Origin of the sequence: Glaciihabitans tibetensis, assembly GCF_003003265.1 — a bacterium.
Taxonomy (GTDB): domain Bacteria; phylum Actinomycetota; class Actinomycetes; order Actinomycetales; family Microbacteriaceae; genus Glaciihabitans; species Glaciihabitans tibetensis.
Window position 1 is genome coordinate 1 of sequence record NZ_PVTL01000005.1, and the last position, 16,270, is coordinate 16,270.

At 66.7% G+C, this 16,270-nt stretch carries 12 protein-coding genes and 1 pseudogene; 10 read left to right on the top strand and 3 right to left on the bottom strand.

Annotation, left to right across the window (positions count from 1 at the left end; all coding sequences use genetic code 11):
- The 9 genes and pseudogenes from B0I08_RS09815 to B0I08_RS09855 all read left to right on the top strand — a co-directional run.
- A pseudogene (locus B0I08_RS09815) lies at positions 1–480 on the top strand (L-rhamnose isomerase); the annotation flags it as partial.
- Between the two features lie 353 nt (positions 481–833).
- On the top strand, positions 834–3,035 hold the full coding sequence (locus B0I08_RS09820; protein WP_106212345.1) for a bifunctional aldolase/short-chain dehydrogenase: 2,202 nt from the start codon (positions 834–836) through the stop codon (positions 3,033–3,035).
- Positions 3,032–4,477 carry a rhamnulokinase gene (locus tag B0I08_RS09825; protein WP_106212347.1) on the top strand — a complete coding sequence of 482 codons (1,446 nt, stop codon included), beginning with the start codon at positions 3,032–3,034 and terminating at the stop codon, positions 4,475–4,477. The genes B0I08_RS09820 and B0I08_RS09825 overlap by 4 nt, the downstream gene beginning before the upstream one ends.
- Before the next feature lie 70 nt (positions 4,478–4,547).
- Positions 4,548–5,786 (top strand): alpha-hydroxy acid oxidase, encoded by a 1,239-nt coding sequence (locus B0I08_RS09830; protein WP_106212349.1) that lies wholly within the window; start codon positions 4,548–4,550, stop codon positions 5,784–5,786.
- A 293-nt stretch (positions 5,787–6,079) separates the two neighbouring features.
- Positions 6,080–6,742, top strand: a complete 663-nt coding sequence (locus B0I08_RS09835; RefSeq protein WP_146134380.1) for a hypothetical protein — start codon at positions 6,080–6,082, stop codon at positions 6,740–6,742.
- 55 nt (positions 6,743–6,797) lie between these two features.
- Positions 6,798–7,385 (top strand): SipW-dependent-type signal peptide-containing protein, encoded by a 588-nt coding sequence (locus B0I08_RS09840; RefSeq protein ID WP_106212354.1) that lies wholly within the window; start codon positions 6,798–6,800, stop codon positions 7,383–7,385.
- Between the two features lie 57 nt (positions 7,386–7,442).
- Positions 7,443–10,475, top strand: a complete 3,033-nt coding sequence (locus tag B0I08_RS09845; protein ID WP_106212356.1) for an RCC1 domain-containing protein — start codon at positions 7,443–7,445, stop codon at positions 10,473–10,475.
- Complete coding sequence (locus B0I08_RS09850) at positions 10,475–10,984, top strand: signal peptidase I (protein WP_106212358.1); 510 nt, start codon at positions 10,475–10,477, stop codon at positions 10,982–10,984. The genes B0I08_RS09845 and B0I08_RS09850 overlap by 1 nt, the downstream gene beginning before the upstream one ends.
- Positions 10,985–11,157: 173 nt before the next feature.
- Positions 11,158–12,069 (top strand): PIG-L deacetylase family protein, encoded by a 912-nt coding sequence (locus tag B0I08_RS09855; protein WP_106212360.1) that lies wholly within the window; start codon positions 11,158–11,160, stop codon positions 12,067–12,069.
- Positions 12,070–12,161: 92 nt separating this feature from the next.
- Here B0I08_RS09855 and B0I08_RS09860 read toward each other — a convergent pair whose 3' ends face one another.
- Positions 12,162–13,277, bottom strand: a complete 1,116-nt coding sequence (locus B0I08_RS09860; protein WP_106212362.1) for an acyl-CoA dehydrogenase family protein — start codon at positions 13,275–13,277, stop codon at positions 12,162–12,164.
- A gap of 48 nt (positions 13,278–13,325) precedes the next feature.
- On the opposite strand from B0I08_RS09860, the gene B0I08_RS17780 reads away from it, so the two are divergent.
- Positions 13,326–13,499, top strand: coding sequence for a hypothetical protein (locus B0I08_RS17780; protein WP_181243375.1), 174 nt, complete (start codon positions 13,326–13,328; stop codon positions 13,497–13,499).
- 102 nt (positions 13,500–13,601) lie between these two features.
- Here the strand turns inward: B0I08_RS17780 and B0I08_RS09865 are convergent, their stop codons facing one another.
- Both B0I08_RS09865 and B0I08_RS09870 read right to left on the bottom strand, forming a co-directional pair.
- Entirely contained in the window at positions 13,602–14,780 is a 1,179-nt protein-coding gene (locus B0I08_RS09865) for a low temperature requirement protein A (protein ID WP_219905643.1), read from the bottom strand.
- Between the two features lie 122 nt (positions 14,781–14,902).
- Complete coding sequence (locus tag B0I08_RS09870) at positions 14,903–16,261, bottom strand: NtaA/DmoA family FMN-dependent monooxygenase (RefSeq protein WP_181243376.1); 1,359 nt, start codon at positions 16,259–16,261, stop codon at positions 14,903–14,905.
- Positions 16,262–16,270: the final 9 nt, after the last annotated feature.

Genomic DNA, 16,270 nt, shown 5'->3' on the forward strand with positions numbered 1-16,270 from the left:
CAGCTGTTGCGTCTCGGCAAGCTGGGGTCGTTCGACTTCAACTCCCGTTTCTACGCCGATGACGACCTCATCGTCGGGGCAGCGGACCCGTTCCAACTGTTCCGTATCCTCTACGAAGTCATCCGCGGCGGCGGACTGGCCGAAGACTCCCCGGTCGCGTTCATGCTCGACCAGTGCCACAACGTCGAAGACAAAATCCCCGGGCAGATCCGCTCGGTCCTGAACGTGCAGGAAATGACCGCGCGGGCCTTGCTCGTCGACCGGGAGGCACTGACCGCGGCGCAACTCGCCGGCGACGTTCTCGGCGCCAACGGGATCCTGATGGACGCGTTCTACACCGACGTGCGACCCGACCTCGCGACCTGGCGACAGTCGCGGGGACTCGACGGCGACCCGATGGCCGCCTACGCGGCATCCGGCTACCAACAATCCATCGCCGACACCCGCGTCGGGGGCCAACAAGCCTCCTGGGGCGCCTAACCCACACGCCCGGCGCGGAGAAACCGGCACCCGGACGAAGAAACCTGCCCTCCCGGACGGAGATACCCGCTCCCGGACGGAGTTACAACTCCCTCTGGGAGCCGGTTTCTCCCTCCGGGAGCTAGCGGGACCAGCCACCCGACATCCGCCCCACACCGCAGCGACCGCACCGCCGGCACCGCACAGCTCACCCGCACCGCGCCGCACCCAGACCTAGACCCAGACCCACACCCACACCCACACCCACCAACGCAGCACCGCACCAACGCCGCACCGCACCGCACCGCACCGCACAGCCTCCACCTTCACCGCTCACCGCCGCAGCAGCCGTCACGAACCGAAGGACACCCGCAATGACGAATTCGCAGACCCCGCAACCGACTCCCCCGCAGACTCTTCCGCAGACTCCCCCGCAGACCGCCCAGACGACATCCCAGACGAACCCCGCCGCGGCCGACCTGATCGCGCGGAGCAATCGCCTCGGGTCCGACCCGCGCATCACCAACTACGCCGGCGGTAACACCTCCGCGAAGGGTTCCGAGATCGATCCGGTCACGGGCGAGCAGGTGGAGCTGCTCTGGGTGAAGGGATCCGGCGGCGACCTCGGAACCCTGAAGGAGTCGGGGCTCGCGGTGCTGCGCCTCGATCGGCTTCGCGCGCTGAGCTCGGTGTATCCCGGGGTGGAGCGCGAGGACGAGATGGTCAGCGCCTTCGACTTCACGCTTCACGGCAAGGGAGGCGCCGCGCCCTCGATCGACACGGCCATGCACGGCCTCGTCGACGCGGCCCACGTTGACCACCTGCATCCCGACTCGGGAATCGCGTTCGCGACCGCTGCTGACGGCGAGGCGCTCACCGCGAAGGCCTTCGGAGACAAGGTCGTCTGGGTGCCGTGGCGACGTCCCGGGTTTCAGCTCGGACTCGACATCGCCGAGATCAAGCGCAGCAACCCGCAGGCGATCGGAGTAATCCTCGGCGGCCACGGCATCACCGCTTGGGGCGACACCAGCGACGAAGCCGAAACGAACTCGCGCTGGATCATCGACACCGCCGAGCAGTTCATCGCGGCAGAGGGACGCGAACAGCCGTTCGGCCCCGCACTCGACGGCTACGGCGCCCTGCCCGAGGCCGAACGCCGGGCGAAGGCCGCGGCACTGGCGGCGCACCTGCGCGGCATCGCATCCAGCGACCGCGCCCAGGTCGGCTCCTTCACTGACGCCGCGGTGGTCACCGACTTCCTGGCCAGCGCCGAGCACCCCCGCCTGGCGGCACTCGGCACAAGCTGCCCCGACCACTTCCTGCGCACCAAGGTGCGTCCTCTCGTACTCGACCTGCCCGCGGACGCCTCTGTCGAGGAGTCGATCGCGCGTCTCGACGAGCTCCACGCGCAGTACCGCACCGATTACGAGGCCTACTACGCGGCCTACGCACCCCTGCTTGAATCCGAGCTCGCAGGCTCGCTCGGCACTGGCGTCGCGGGATCGCTTCGCGCTCCCCATAGCTCCAGCGTGCCCGCCATCCGCGGCGCGGACCCTGCCATCATCCTCATCCCCGGGGTGGGCATGTTCAGCTACGGCGCGACGGCGCAGACCGCGCGCGTCGCCGGCGAGTTCTACATCAACGCCATCAATGTGATGCGCGGCGCGGAGTCCCTCTCCACCTACGCGCCCATTTCCGACGAGGAAAAGTTCCGCATCGAGTACTGGGCGCTGGAGGAGGCAAAGCTCAAGCGCCTTCCCGCGCCGAAACCCCTCGCCTCCCGAATCGCCCTGGTGACGGGAGCAGCCTCCGGCATCGGCAAGGCGATCGCCACCCGTCTCGCCGCCGAGGGCGCCTGCGTGGTCATCGCCGACCTCGACCTGGAGAAGGCGCAGGCCGCGGCAGCCGAGATCAGCGCTGGCTCCCCGAACCCGGGCGACGTGGCCATCGGCGTGCAGGCGAACGTCACAGATGAGACGCAGGTGCAGCAGGCGGTGGATGCCGCGTTGCTCACGTTCGGCGGCCTCGACCTCGTCGTCAACAACGCGGGACTCTCTCTGTCGAAGTCGCTGCTCGAGACCACCGTCGCGGACTGGGACCTCCAGCACAACGTCATGGCAAAGGGCTCCTTCCTGGTCTCCCGTGCCGCGGCGAAGGTGCTGATCGACCAAAAGCTCGGTGGGGACATCATCTACATCTCGTCGAAGAACTCCGTTTTCGCCGGCCCGAATAACATCGCCTACTCCGCGACGAAGGCCGACCAGGCACACCAGGTGCGGTTGCTCGCCGCGGAGCTTGGTGAGTACGGGGTCAAGGTCAACGGCATCAACCCCGACGGGGTGGTGCGCGGATCCGGCATCTTCGCCGGCGGCTGGGGAGCCAAGCGCGCCGCGGTCTACGGGGTACCGGAGGAGGAGCTCGGCAAGTACTACGCCCAGCGCACCCTGCTGAAGCGCGAGGTGCTGCCGGAGAACGTCGCGAACGCGGTGTTTGTGCTCTGCACGTCTGACCTCAGCCACACCACCGGACTGCATATCCCGGTGGACGCCGGCGTCGCCGCTGCCTTCTTGCGATGAGTGCCCGCACGAGCTCCAGTGCGGTCGCGGCCGTCGACCTCGGCGCCACGAGCGGCCGGGTCATCCTGGGCCACGTTTCGCACAACGAGCTGAGCATCATGCCGGTCGCCCGGTTTCCGAACACCCCGGTGCGCACAATCGACGGGCTGCACTGGAACATCCTCGAGCTGTACCGCAGCGTGCTCGCCGGGCTGACCGTCGCCGCCCGCGAGGAGCCGGCGCTCTCGAGCATCGCCGTCGACTCCTGGGCGGTCGACTACGCGCTGATGCGGGGCGGGCGCATGCTCGGCGTTCCCTACCATTACCGCGACGAGCGCACCGCGGCCGGAGTGGATGCGGCCCACCGTCGGGTCGACCCGCAAACCCTGTACGCGACGAACGGCCTGCAGCACCTCCCCTTTAACACCCTGTTCCAGCTGGAGGCAGACCAGATCGCGGGCAGCCTCGACGCGGCAGACGGGCTCCTGCTCGTGCCCGACCTGATCAACTACTGGCTCACGGGGGTGGCCGCCGCCGAACGCACCAACGCGTCCACCACCGGCCTGCTTGGGGTGCAAAGCGGCGAGTGGGACGACGACCTGATCGCCGCGCTCGAGCTTCCGCGCGCTATTTTTCCTAAACTGGTGGATGCCGGCACCTCACTCGGACCCGTGCTCGGCCGGGTCGCCGACGATCTCCAGCTCGGCCCGCACACGCGGGTCACCGCGGTCGGGTCGCACGACACCGCCTCCGCGGTGGTCGCCGTTCCCGCCACCGGCGATGACTTCGCCTTCATCTCCTGCGGCACCTGGGGTCTGGTCGGGGTCGAGTTGCCCTCCCCGGTGCTCACAGCCGAAGGACGGCTCGCGAACTTCACCAACGAGGGCGGTGTCGACGGCCGGGTTCGATACCTGCACAACGTGATGGGGCTGTGGCTGCTGAGCGAGTCGGTGCGGATCTGGGAGAAGGACGGCGAGAGCATCGACCTTGCCGCGCTCCTCGCTGGGGCTGCTGCGCTGACCACCCCGGTGAGCGTATTCGACGCCAACGACCCCGTTTTCCTCTCGCCGGGCGATATGCCCGCACGGATCGCGCAGTGGTGCAGCGAGCACGGCGTCGGCGCACCGGGTTCCCGGGTCGAGTTTGTGCGCAGCATCGTCGAGTCACTCGCCGAGGCTTTTGCGAGCGCCGTGCGGCGGGCCAGCGAACTGTCGGGGAAAACCGTGTCCGTCATCCACATCGTGGGCGGAGGCTCGCTGAATTCGCTGCTCTGCCAACGCACCGCCGACCGCAGCGGGCTCCCGGTGCTCGCCGGTCCGGTCGAGGCGACCGCGATTGGCAACGTGCTCGTGCAGGCGCGCGCGCAGGGCATGGTGAGCGGCTCGCTCGAGTCGCTGCGTTCACTCGTGGCGCTTGCTTTTGCACCGCTGCGCTACACGCCGACGGCCGACCGGGCACGGTAGCCGACATCCGCCTTCATTAATCACGAAGAATAAAGCCAGAAGACCACGAGAAGACCAGCTAAGGAATCCCATGCTCGAGCGACGTATCCCCAAAGTGCGCGACCTCGCACCCCTGATGCACTTCAAAACCCCCGAGCTCAACGGGCGCAAGCGTCGCCTGGCGGGCGCCCTCACCATCGAGGACCTGCGCACCATCGCCAAACGCCGCACGCCCAAGGCCGCGTTCGACTACACCGATGGGTCGGCCGAGGCGGAGCTGTCGCTGCGGCGCGCGCGCCAGTCGTTCCGGGACGTGGAGTTTCACCCGGCGATCCTGCGGGACGTGTCATCCGTCGACCTGTCCTCAACCGTTCTCGGGGCCCCGTCCGCGCTGCCCTTCGGAATCGCGCCCACCGGCTTCACGCGCATGATGCACGCCGAGGGTGAGGTCGCCGGAGCGGGTGCCGCCGGGGCAGCGGGCATTCCGTTCAGCCTCTCGACCATGGGCACCTCGTCGATCGAAGACGTCGCCGCGGCCAACCCCCACGGCCGCAACTGGTTTCAGCTCTACATGTGGAAGGACCGCGAACGCTCGATGGCGCTCGTCGACCGAGCAGCGAAAGCCGGGTTTGACACCCTCCTTGTCACGGTGGATGTCCCGGTCGCGGGCGCTCGGCTGCGTGACAAGCGCAACGGCTTCTCCATCCCCCCGCAGCTCACGCTCGGCACCGTGATCAATGCGCTGCCGCGTCCGGAATGGTGGATCAACTTTCTCACCACCGAACCGCTCGCCTTCGCGTCGATCGACCGCTGGTCGGGCACGGTGGCCGAGCTCATCGACACGATGTTCGACCCCACGGTCACCTACGACGACCTCGCGTGGATCAAAGACCAGTGGCCGGGAAAGCTCGTGGTCAAGGGCATCCAGACGGTGGACGACGCGAAACGAGTCACCGCTCTGGGCGTCGACGGCCTCGTGCTCTCCAACCACGGCGGGCGCCAGCTCGACCGAGCACCGATCCCGTTCCACCTGCTGCCGGAGGTCGTGCGCGAGGTCGGCGGCGACACCGAGGTTCACCTCGACACGGGCATCATGTCCGGCGCCGACATCGTCGCCTCGATCGCCCTCGGCGCGAAGTTCACCCTCATCGGCCGCGCCTACCTCTACGGGCTGATGGCAGGCGGACGCGAGGGCGTCGACCGCACCATCGAGATCCTCGCCGAGCAGATCGCCCGCACCATGCGCCTGCTCGGGGTCACCAGCCTCGCCGAACTCACTCCGGAGCACGTCACCCAGCTCGAGCGACTGGTGCCGCGCGCCCGGTCATAGCTGGGGCCGCAGTCCCGTTCGTCGCGGGGGCCGCAACCCTGTTCGGTTGGGCCCTCGCGGTGGTGGACGCACCCCCAGTTCTGGGAGCGCGTCCCCCATTTCGCCTCCGCCATGTCCCCCATTCGCCCTCAATGACGGGTTTTGATCCCCTCACAGTGCATGCGCGGGTTCTGGGGCGTTGTGAGCGGTGTCACCGCACCCTAAGCTGACGGAAATTCGCCTCCAGAGTGGTGTGGCGTCGAATCACACACCTGGGGGCCATCGTGATCCGTGCTGCGTTAGACGTGTGCTCCGTGACGGTTCCGTCGGCATCCGGCACCACAAACTCCGGGGTGGCAGGAGGGCTCGCATCCACCGGTCTGGGCAATGTTGTCACCGTTCTCGTTGTCGCCGCGCTTCTGTTGCTCGCAGGCACACTCGTGTTTGTTGTTCGCCCCCGGTTGGCCGCCCGCACGCATAAGCGTCAGGGCGCAGGCGCCGCCCTCGGCCTACTCCTGGTGGCCCTGGTCGCCGGTGGTGTTGTACTCACCCCGCAACCCGCCTCCGCCGTGACCACCACCGCCACCGCCACCCAATCGTGCGAGCTGTTCACCATCGACGACGTTGTGCGCGCCACCAGCGCGGGTGCCGGGGCACTTCCCGGCGACACGGTGGAGCCCCTGGCTTTCACCATCAGCAACCCCACCCGCTTCCCCATCACGGTTGTTGTCGACACCACGGTAACCCTGGATCCGGCCGGTGCCGCTGCGCTGTACCTGGCCGAGCTGTCCGACGGCGGCTCCGCGGTGCTCACCCGCGGCCCCCTCGACGCGGTGCCCTCCACCGCAGCCATCACCATCGCTGCGGGCGCCGAGCTCACCGTGAGCTATGCGCTCACCCTCGACCCCGCCGCAACCAACGCGGTGCAGGGTTCCGTTGTCGCATTCGACTCATTGATTTCCGCCTCGTCCGAGTAGTCCAGACAACCCCACACTCCCGTTGCTCCTCGTGCTCCCCTTGAAAGGTTTACTCATGACTCCCACTTCCCCAGCCGCAGACACCACCACCGAGTCCGTCATTACGACTTCCCCCACCCGCGGCCGCCGACGCGCAGTTGTCGGCGCAAGCGCCGCAGCCGCGGTTGTGGCGATCGGCGCCGGTGGTTTTGCCGTCACCTCGGCCTACTTCACCGACCAGGAGACCATCACCGGCAACACAGTGGGCACGGCGACCCTCACCATCGGCACGGTGACCGGCATCCCCATCACGGTCGCCGACCTTCTCCCCGACCAGACGAGCGGCCCGGAGACCTTCACCTTCACCAACTCCGGCAGCGTCGACTTTGACTACAGCATCACCCTCGACAACGTTGTGGTCAGCCCCACCCAGACCCCCACCGACCTCGCCACAATCACCAGCTGGCTCGAAGTCACGCTTGCCTCGGGCACCAGCACCGACAGCGGTTCGCTCGCGAGCGTGCCGGAACTGGTGGGCGCCGGTACCGTCGCCCCCGGTGCCAGCGGAACCGCCACCATCGAGGTTGGCCTCAGCGATACCGCCACCAACCTCGCCCAGGGACTCGACATCACGTTCGACGTCATCATCGACGCCGCCCAGTAACAGCACCACCGCTGGCGCCCCTGATCACACACTCGTTTCTGCCTGGAAGGCATCCCCATGATTCGCATTCGCACACGCGGTCGTCTTCGCGCAGCGCTGCCCACCGTGCTGACGGTGGCCTTTGGGGTGAGCCAGGTACTCGGTGGTGGTGGCGGCTTCACCGACCAGGCGACACTATCCGGAAGTAGCGCCGGCACCGCCACTCTGGCCGCCAGCACCCCCGCGCCGACAGGCGCCACGGCAACCTCCCTCGACCTGGCCTGGGACGCAGTTCCCGCGGGCAACACCGCTGCCGAATTTGCGCTGCAACGCTCCGCCAGCGCCGACGGCGCCAACCCCGCGACCGTCTACACCGGCACCGACTCGTCCGCGATCGACCCGGGCAACATACCCACGGAATTAGGCGCTAGAACCGTCACGGCCGTCAGCGTCAGCTCGTCGCGCGCCTGCGCCATCGCCGACGGTGCCGTGTATTGCTGGGGTGACAACTACTGGGGTGATCTCGGAGACGGAACATCCACTAACTCCTCGATCCCCGTCGCCGTTCTTGGACTCACCGGCAAAACAGCCACCGCAGTCTCCTCCAGCGACTATCACTCCTGCGCGATCGTCGACGGCGCCGCGTACTGCTGGGGTTACAATTACCGCGGAATTCTCGGAGACGGCACAACCACCAATCCCTTCTCCGCAGTCGCCGTGGTCGGTCTTTCCGGAAAAACTATCACCGCGATTACGGTTGCCAGATACCACGCATGCGCCTTGGCCTCCGGTAGCGCTTACTGCTGGGGGATAAATTCGTCTGGCCAACTTGGAAACGGAACCACCACCGACTCCATTACCCCGGTCGCCGTCACCAACCTCAGTGGCAAAACCATTACCGCAATCAGTGCCGGTCCCTTACATACCTGTGCAGTTGCCGACGGCATTCTCTACTGCTGGGGTGAAAACCGACTCGGGCAGCTCGGCAACGGCACAACCACAAACTCCACCACCCCGGTCGCCGTCACCAACCTCAGTGGCAAAACCATTACCGCAATCAGTGCCGGTTCCGACCATACCTGTGCGACTGCGGACGCAATCCTCTACTGCTGGGGAAACAACTCCTACGGGCAGCTCGGCAACGGCACAACCACACAGTCCCCGACCCCCGTCGCCGTCCCCGGCGTCAGCGGCAGAAACGTTAGCGTGATCTCCGCGAGCAATTACTACACCTGCGCGGTCGCTGATAGCACCGCGTACTGCTGGGGAAGGGATTGGCGCGACCAACTCGCCGGTGGAATGGTCTTCAGCTCGCTCACCCCCGTCGCCGTCCCCGGCCTCATTGGTGAAAACATCACCACCATCAGTGGCGGCGGAAGCAGCGCCTGCGTGCTCTTTGAGGGGTCGTCGTATTGCTGGGGCTACAACTCCTCGGGGGCTCTCGGAGATGGTTCGACAACCAACTCGTTTGTGCCCGTCGCGACATCTCCGATACCTGGCCAAGTCTGCGCCGCGGGTGCCACGTCGCTGACCTCAACCCTTTGTTCGCTCACCCCGGACACCACCTACTACTACAAGGTCGACTACGGCATTGCGAACTGGACCGCCCCCCCTAGCGCCTGGGTCGCTGCCCGCACCGCACCAGTGACGCTCACCGCGAGCGCTCCCGCGGCGGCGACCAGCGGCACCACGACCGTTGGCCTCGCCTGGGACGCGGCGCCCGCCGGCACCACTGGTGCCGAGTACACCGTGCAGCGCTCCACCTCGCCCGACGGCTCCGATCCCGAAACGGTGTACACCGGCACGTCGACCAGCACCACAGACCTGGGCAACATTCCGCCGGAGTTGCGCACCAAGGCCGTATCCACAATCGCCGTCGGCGATTACCAAACCTGCGCGGTCGCGGACGGCGCCGCCTATTGCTGGGGTGACAACTACGCCGGACAACTCGGCAACGGCACCACCACAAACTCCAGCACCCCCGTCGCGGTCACCGGCCTCGCCAACAAAACCGTCACCAGCATCAGCACGGGAATCAACCACTCCTGCGCGATCGCAGATGGCACCCCGTACTGCTGGGGCAGCAACGGCTATGGGCAACTGGGCAACGGCACCACCACAAACTCCAGCGTCCCCGTCGCCGTCTCCGTCCCCACGGTCGGGGCCGTCACGGAACTCGCCACAGGCTTGTCCCACTCGTGCGTACTCACCGCCGACGGTGCCGCCTACTGCTGGGGCTTTAACCGGACCGGGCAGCTCGGAAACGGCACAACAACAGACTCCAGCATTCCCGTCGCTGTTACCGGCCTCGCGGGCGAGGCCATCACCGACATCGCCGTCGGAAGCATCCACTCCTGTGCCGTGGCCACCAACGGCACCGGCTACTGCTGGGGATACAACGAATACGGGCAGCTCGGAAATGGCACAACCACAAACTCCAGTACCCCCGTCGCTGTCACCGGGCTCGCCGGCACAACCATCACCGACATCGCCGCGGGGAACTCGAGCGCGTGTGCACTCACCTCCGACGGCATTGTCTCCTGCTGGGGCTATAACCTCGTCGGGCAGCTGGGCGACGGAACAACGGGGTATCCCACCGCTCCCGTCACCACGCCTGTCACCGTCGCCGGGCTCACCGCCAAGTCCGTCACCGGCATCACCGTGGGCGGCGACAGCGCCTGCGCACTTATATCCGACGGCACCGCCTACTGCTGGGGTAACAACAATTACGGCCAAGTTGGCGACGGTAAGATCCAACACGTCAGAACCGCCGTGCCCGTCATCGGCCTCGCCGATGTGGTCGGCACAACCATCACGACCGTCACCACCGGCCAATACCACTCCTGCGCCGTGACCTCCGACGGCATCGCCTACTGCTGGGGCTTCAACGGGCGCGGCGAGGTCGGAAACGGTACAGCGGGACAGCCGGTGCGGGCTCCGGTGCGGATGACTCCGATAGCCGGCGTCGCGTGTGAGACGGGCGCAACGCAGTTCACCGCCACCACCTGCTCCCTCACCCCGGGCACCACCTATTACTACCGAGTCGACTACACCGTCGGCACGCGCACGTCCCCGGCTGGTGCCTGGACCGCGGTGGCGACCCAGCCCTGATGACCCCACGGTTTGCCCTGCCGGTGTGGCCGCGGGTGATTCTGTTGGCGCTCATCGCGCTTGTTGTGGTGACGCCCGTTGCGCTGCCGTCGGTCACCGGTACCCGTTGGATCGTGGTCGACGGCGGCTCCATGGAGCCCACTTTTGCGGTCGGCGACATCGTGATGGTCGCCCCACTGAACGCGCGACCGCTCGAGGTTGGGGAGGTCGTAACGGTGCGGCGCCGCGACGGCCAGCTCTACACGCACCGCATTACCGAGATCGCCAGTGCTGGCGCGATGACCACCAGGGGAGACGCCAATACGTTCAACGACCGCGACCCGGTGAGCCCCGCGGACATCGCGGGACGGGTGACCGGCGTGCTCACCGGTGCGCCAGCCGCCGTGGTGCGGGCTTCGGGTGAGCTGCCGCTGCGCCTCGCGCTGGCTCTCGGTGTGCTCGCGTTGTTTGTGCTTCCGGTTCGGAAACTCGAAAGCATACCGATCGGCGTTGCCGCGTCAAGCGCTTGAGGCGTTGAGGGCTCAAAGTTAGCCTTTTTCACCTACCCGCTTACCTGTTTACCCGAGCCGCGATACCAAAGGAACCCGAAGCTGATGGTCGCTAGAACTCCCTTCGCTCTGCCCTGTCCCCATCTATCCCCCACCCGTTCGTTGCTGCACCCAGGTTTGGTGCGGGTGATCGAATGTTCTGGCTTGGCATAGTTTTTGTCAGTGCCTTTCTCGTCCTTCTCGTCGGCGCAATCACCCAGGCCGTCTGGATTCAGAGGCACATCCGTCATCCCCGCACCGTGATGGCGCTGATCGTGTTGGCGTCGTTAGTTGCCATTCCGGCGAGCCTGTCGATTGCGCTGGCTGAACCCGATCACTTCGTGGGATGGGCTCAGTACGTCATCGGTGCCCAGACTATTTTTCTCGTGGGTATCACGGTCGTGGTGTTTGCCCTGCGGCATCCCACGATCCAGCCTCCCAAGGTGCGCCGCGTGCTCGCGATTGGGGCCCACCCCGACGACCTGGAACTCGCCTGCGGCGGCTCCCTCGCCCGATTCGCAGACGAAGGTCACGAAGTCATGGCCATCGTGATGAGTCACGGCGCGAACGGCGGCCGCGACGAGGTGCGCGAGAACGAGGCGCGCTTGGGGGCCGACACCCTTGAGGTCGCGAGCGTGTCGGTGCAGGACTTCACCGACACCAAGATGGCCACCGAGATGGAACGGATGGTGAAGGTCATCGAGCTGGCGGTCGAGCTGTTCAAACCCGATGTGATCCTCACGCACTCCGAACACGACCAGCACCAGGATCACCACGCGGTGCACCTGGCAACGCTGCGTGCGGGTCGGCGCAGCTCGACGATCCTGTGTTACGAGTCTCCATCAGCGACCCGGGACTTCGCACCGAACTACTTCGTCGACGTGGCGCCGTACATGGATGCGAAAGTGGCGGCGGTGAAGCGCCACAAGGACCAGGCCGGCAAGCCCTACATGGGTGCGAAGGTGTTGCGCGGCGCCGCGGTATTCCGCGGCAGCCAGGCGCGCACGGAGCAGGCAGAGGGATTCGAGGTGGTCCGGGCGTTGTCGTCCGGACTCGGCGACCTGTAACGCGCTGCCGGGGGCCGTCCTCCGAGAGGCGACCACCGTAGGCCGGGCCGTGCAGGGTCCGGCCTACGGTTGTGCGCCGTGCAGGGTCCGGTCTACGGAAGCGGACCGAGCAGATTCGCCGCCACCGTGGCGTGCACCGACTCCGGGTCGCTCGGGTGAAAGATGCCCGCGGCGACATCGCGATACAGCCTGGCCAGTTCGCTGTCCGCCCGGTAAGAGCTGCCGCCCGACACCCGGATCGCCTGGTCAACCACCCGCCGCGCAACCTCGGTCGAGTGATGTTTCACACCCACCAGCCGACGAAACCAGTCGCGCCCGTGGTCGACGAGTCCGTCGACGTCGGCGGCAACCCGTTCAAGCTGCGGACCGACGGCGTCCAGCGCGAGCGCCGCGTCTGCAATTCTCCAGCGGATGTCGGGGTCCTCGGCATAGGGACGGCCCCCACTTTTGCGGCTGATGCGACGCTGCACCGCGGCCACGGCAAGCTCGAGCGCGCGATCCGCGATCCCGGCGTAGACGGCGGCGATCAGGGTCTCGAACGCGGCGAAGATCGCGAAGATGAATGGGTCTGCGCTGGGGCCGACGGGCACCGTGCGCACGATCCTGGCTGCCGGAACGACCGCTCCCTCGAGCACCGTCGTGTGACTCTGGGTAGCGCGCTGGCCGAGGGTGTCCCAGTCCGCCAGGATCCGGTAACCGGGATCGCGGCGCAGCAGAAACCCGTGCACCAGGACCGGATTGTTTGGGTCGCTGTCGTCGCGGCCAAATACACCTAGACGGGTCCACGCGGGCGACAAGGACGTGAAGATCTTGGTGCCGGTAAAGCGGTAGCCGCCGGCGCCATCGGGCACAGCTGCGGTGACGGAGTCCTGCAGCACCAGGTCGTTGCCCGGTTCGCTGTTGCCGAACGCGAAGACTTCACCCGCCTCGGCGTCCGCGAGAATCCAGGCGAGCGAATCGTCGCCGCGCTCACGCAAGATGCGGGCGACCGCCGTCCAGACCAGGTGCATATTGATGCCCAGCGCGGTCGCGGGCGCGTAGGCGGCGAGCAGTCGCTGGTCGGCCGACGCGTCGGCAAGGCTGCGGTCGCAGAGGTATCCGGCGGCGGTGAGTTCCGCGAGGTCATCCGTAAAAAAGGCATTGTCTCGGTCGTACCCCGCCGCGCGCGAACGGATGCGGTCGAGGAGGTCGCCATCGAGTACGGACACAACCCAAGTTTATCTCGACGGCGCCCGCGCACACCCTAGGCTGCGACCATGAACGAAACAGTGATCTACAACGGCGGTGGGTGGTGGTTCGCGCTCGCTCTGGTCAACGCGGGTCTGGCAGAGGGAAAGGGCAGAGGCAGGTTGGCGTGGTTCCTGCTGTCGCTGCTCCTTGGACCGTTTGCAACACTCATCATTGTTGCGTCAGCCCCGTCGCGACGCTGACGGAACGCTCACGCAACACCGTCGCAACGCTGACGCTGACGCTGACGCTGACGCTGACGCTGACTGAGCTTGCCCCTGCTGGATCAGACCGCCTCCCCAACGCTATGGTTTCGCGCGGCTCGCGATCGTGAGCGCGATCACCAGCACGCAGACGAGTGCAATGCCGATCACTTCGGGGCCAACGCCCCATTGCGCGGTGAGCAGCGGCATCGCCAGCACGAGCGCCGCAGCCGGCAGGATCACCGCTGGGCGGATCACCGGTTGCTCGACCACCGGAGCGTGAATCGCCCAGAGTAAAACGAGAAAGAGCGCGACCGGAATCGCGAGGGCGAAGCCGACGACGAGCGCCGACACGTCCAGGTGATGGCCGGAGTACTCCACCGCCACCTCGAGCCCGGCGCCGAGTGCGGCGAGCGACGCGAACACCCCGTAGTGACCGTATCCCCAGAAGTAGGCGCGATGTCGTCTCGCGGCCAGGCCATCGGCGGCCGGTTCGAGAAAGTACAACCACCACAGCGCGAAGAGCAGCACGAGGCCGCTCAATGAGATCGCGACCAACTCGGCGCTAAGGCCGTCATTTTGAACAGCCGCCTGCACGCCGGTCGTAGCCGCGAACACGCTCTCGCCGAGCACGATGATCGTGAACAGGCCGTACCGTTCGGCGATGTGATGGGGATGCCAGCTCGGCTCTCCCTTGCGCGCCGCCCAGATCGGCACGGCCAGTTCGAACGCCACCAGAACAGCGAAGGACGCAACACCGAAACCCTCCGGGAGCAGCTGGCGCAGCAACCAGCCGACCTGCACAACGGCGATGCCGCCGGCGTAACGCAATGCCGTCGCCCGGCCCGCCGGATGTTCTATCGCAACGCGCAGCCACTGCGCGACGAGCCCGATCCGCATGATCACGTACCCCATGACCACCATGATGAAGTTGCCCTCGGCGAACGCGGTGGGCACTCCAGCGGCAAGCGTCAGAACGCCCGCCATCTGCACCATCGTCAGCACGCGGTAGGGAACGTCGTCGGTGTCGTAGGCGGAGGCGAACCAGGTGCAGGTCACCCACGCCCACCAAATCGCAAAAAAGACCATGAGGTAGGGCACGAGCACCTCGCCCGCGTGCCCGTCCGCGATGCCGTGGGCCAGCTCCGCCGCGATCTGCGCGATCGCCACAACAAAGGTCAGGTCGAACAGCAACTCGAGCGGGCTCGACGCTCGGTGCGGCTCGGTCTGACTGCGGGCAACCATGGGTACGCGAAAGCGGGGAGCGGGAGCGTGCGTCATCCGCCCAGCATATTGACGACGGGATGCCGGGGCGACGCCCAATTGCGGTGGTAAACGAAACGATCGCGACGGTCAGGCCAGACGCTTCTTGACGGTCGGGCGAGACGCGGCGATTCGGATGATCAAACCAGGCTTGCCGCTTCCCAAATACGGGCGCCCGGGTGATCCGGAGCCAGCCGGGCACGGCCGTCACCGCGGATTCGGCCGCGCAGGGTCTCCCCGACCTGAGGCTCCACGACGAGCCCGCGAGCTCGCAGCTCCGGCATGACGAGCTCGAGGAAGCTGTCGAACGTGCCGGTCGCATCGGGCTGCACGAGGAAGCCGTCGGCCCCCGTCGCGGCCATGGCGGCCTCGGCCTGGTCGACCACCTCTCCGGGATCACCGATAAAGGGGGCGCCCATAACACTGTTGCGCTGGAACTCTTCAAGCACCTCCCGTACCGTCGGCGCATTCGGCCCGAGGAATCGCTCCAGGTTGGTACGCCCGGTCTCGGTTACCGTCGACGGGTCGATGGGCTTGTCCGGATCCATTACGGAAAGGTCGACGCCGGTATAAAAGGAATAGGACGCGGCGGCCTCATCGAGGGTTCGTGTGGCGATCTGTCGGGCGCGGAGCTGATGCGCCTCTTCGCTGGTGGGCGCGACAATGAAGGTGCCGGCCATGAGGAACTTGATCGACTGCGCGTCCCGTCCAAACTCGGTGGCACGGCGGCGCATATCGCTGATCTGCTCGGTCATCGCCGACACTTCGGCCGCGAGGAAGACCCCCTCCGCGTACTTTGCCGCGAGATCGCGGCCGGGACCCGATGCTCCGGCTTGGAAGAGCATCGGCGTGCGCTGCGGCCCCGGGGGAACGTTGAGTAGGCCCTTGGATCGGAAGTGCGGCCCGTCGTGCTCGATCTCACGCACCTTCGCCGGGTCGGCGTAGACGCCGGCCTCACGGTCGAGGACGATCGCGTCGTCATCCCAGCATCCCTCCCAGAGCTTCAGCGAGAGCTCGACGTGATCGGTCGCGATCTCATAGCGGCGGTCGTGCTCCACCATCGGCGCGCCGAACAGGCGGGCAGAGGCATTTTGCCCGGCACCCGTGACGATGTTCCAGCCGATGCGACCCTTCGTCAGGTGGTCGAGGGTCGCCATCTTGCGCGCCACCATGGGCGGCTTCTCGACGGAGGTGGACAACGTCGTGACCAGGCCGAGCCGCTCGGTGACGGCGGCCAGTGCGGGCAGGATCATCGAAGGATCAGCCTTCGGGGTCTGTATGCCGTTGCGGATTGCCGCCGGCGGGATGGTGTCGTTCACGACGGGGTAGCCGTAATCGTCGGCGAGGAAGAGGAAGTCCACCCCCGCGGCCTCGCAGCGCTTCGCCATGTCGATCCAGTGGGCGAGATCGAGGAAATCGGTCGAGGTGTTCTCCGGCAACCTCCACGAACCCATCAACATCGCAGATTGGAACATCCCGATTTTCCAAGGTGTCGTCATCATTCTCTC

Bases quoted from the DNA above. Each gene is read 5' to 3' on its own strand.
- B0I08_RS09820 (WP_106212345.1), top strand. From the start codon at position 834: ATGACGAATTCGCAGACCCCGCAACCGACTCCCCCGCAGACTCTTCCG.
- B0I08_RS09825 (WP_106212347.1), top strand. From the start codon at position 3,032: ATGAGTGCCCGCACGAGCTCCAGTGCGGTCGCGGCCGTCGACCTCGGC.
- B0I08_RS09830 (WP_106212349.1), top strand. From the start codon at position 4,548: ATGCTCGAGCGACGTATCCCCAAAGTGCGCGACCTCGCACCCCTGATG.
- B0I08_RS09840 (WP_106212354.1), top strand. From the start codon at position 6,798: ATGACTCCCACTTCCCCAGCCGCAGACACCACCACCGAGTCCGTCATT.
- B0I08_RS09845 (WP_106212356.1), top strand. From the start codon at position 7,443: ATGATTCGCATTCGCACACGCGGTCGTCTTCGCGCAGCGCTGCCCACC.
- B0I08_RS09850 (WP_106212358.1), top strand. From the start codon at position 10,475: ATGACCCCACGGTTTGCCCTGCCGGTGTGGCCGCGGGTGATTCTGTTG.
- B0I08_RS09855 (WP_106212360.1), top strand. From the start codon at position 11,158: ATGTTCTGGCTTGGCATAGTTTTTGTCAGTGCCTTTCTCGTCCTTCTC.
- B0I08_RS17780 (WP_181243375.1), top strand. From the start codon at position 13,326: ATGAACGAAACAGTGATCTACAACGGCGGTGGGTGGTGGTTCGCGCTC.
- B0I08_RS09865 (WP_219905643.1), bottom strand. From the start codon at position 14,780: ATGACGCACGCTCCCGCTCCCCGCTTTCGCGTACCCATGGTTGCCCGC.
- B0I08_RS09870 (WP_181243376.1), bottom strand. From the start codon at position 16,261: ATGACGACACCTTGGAAAATCGGGATGTTCCAATCTGCGATGTTGATG.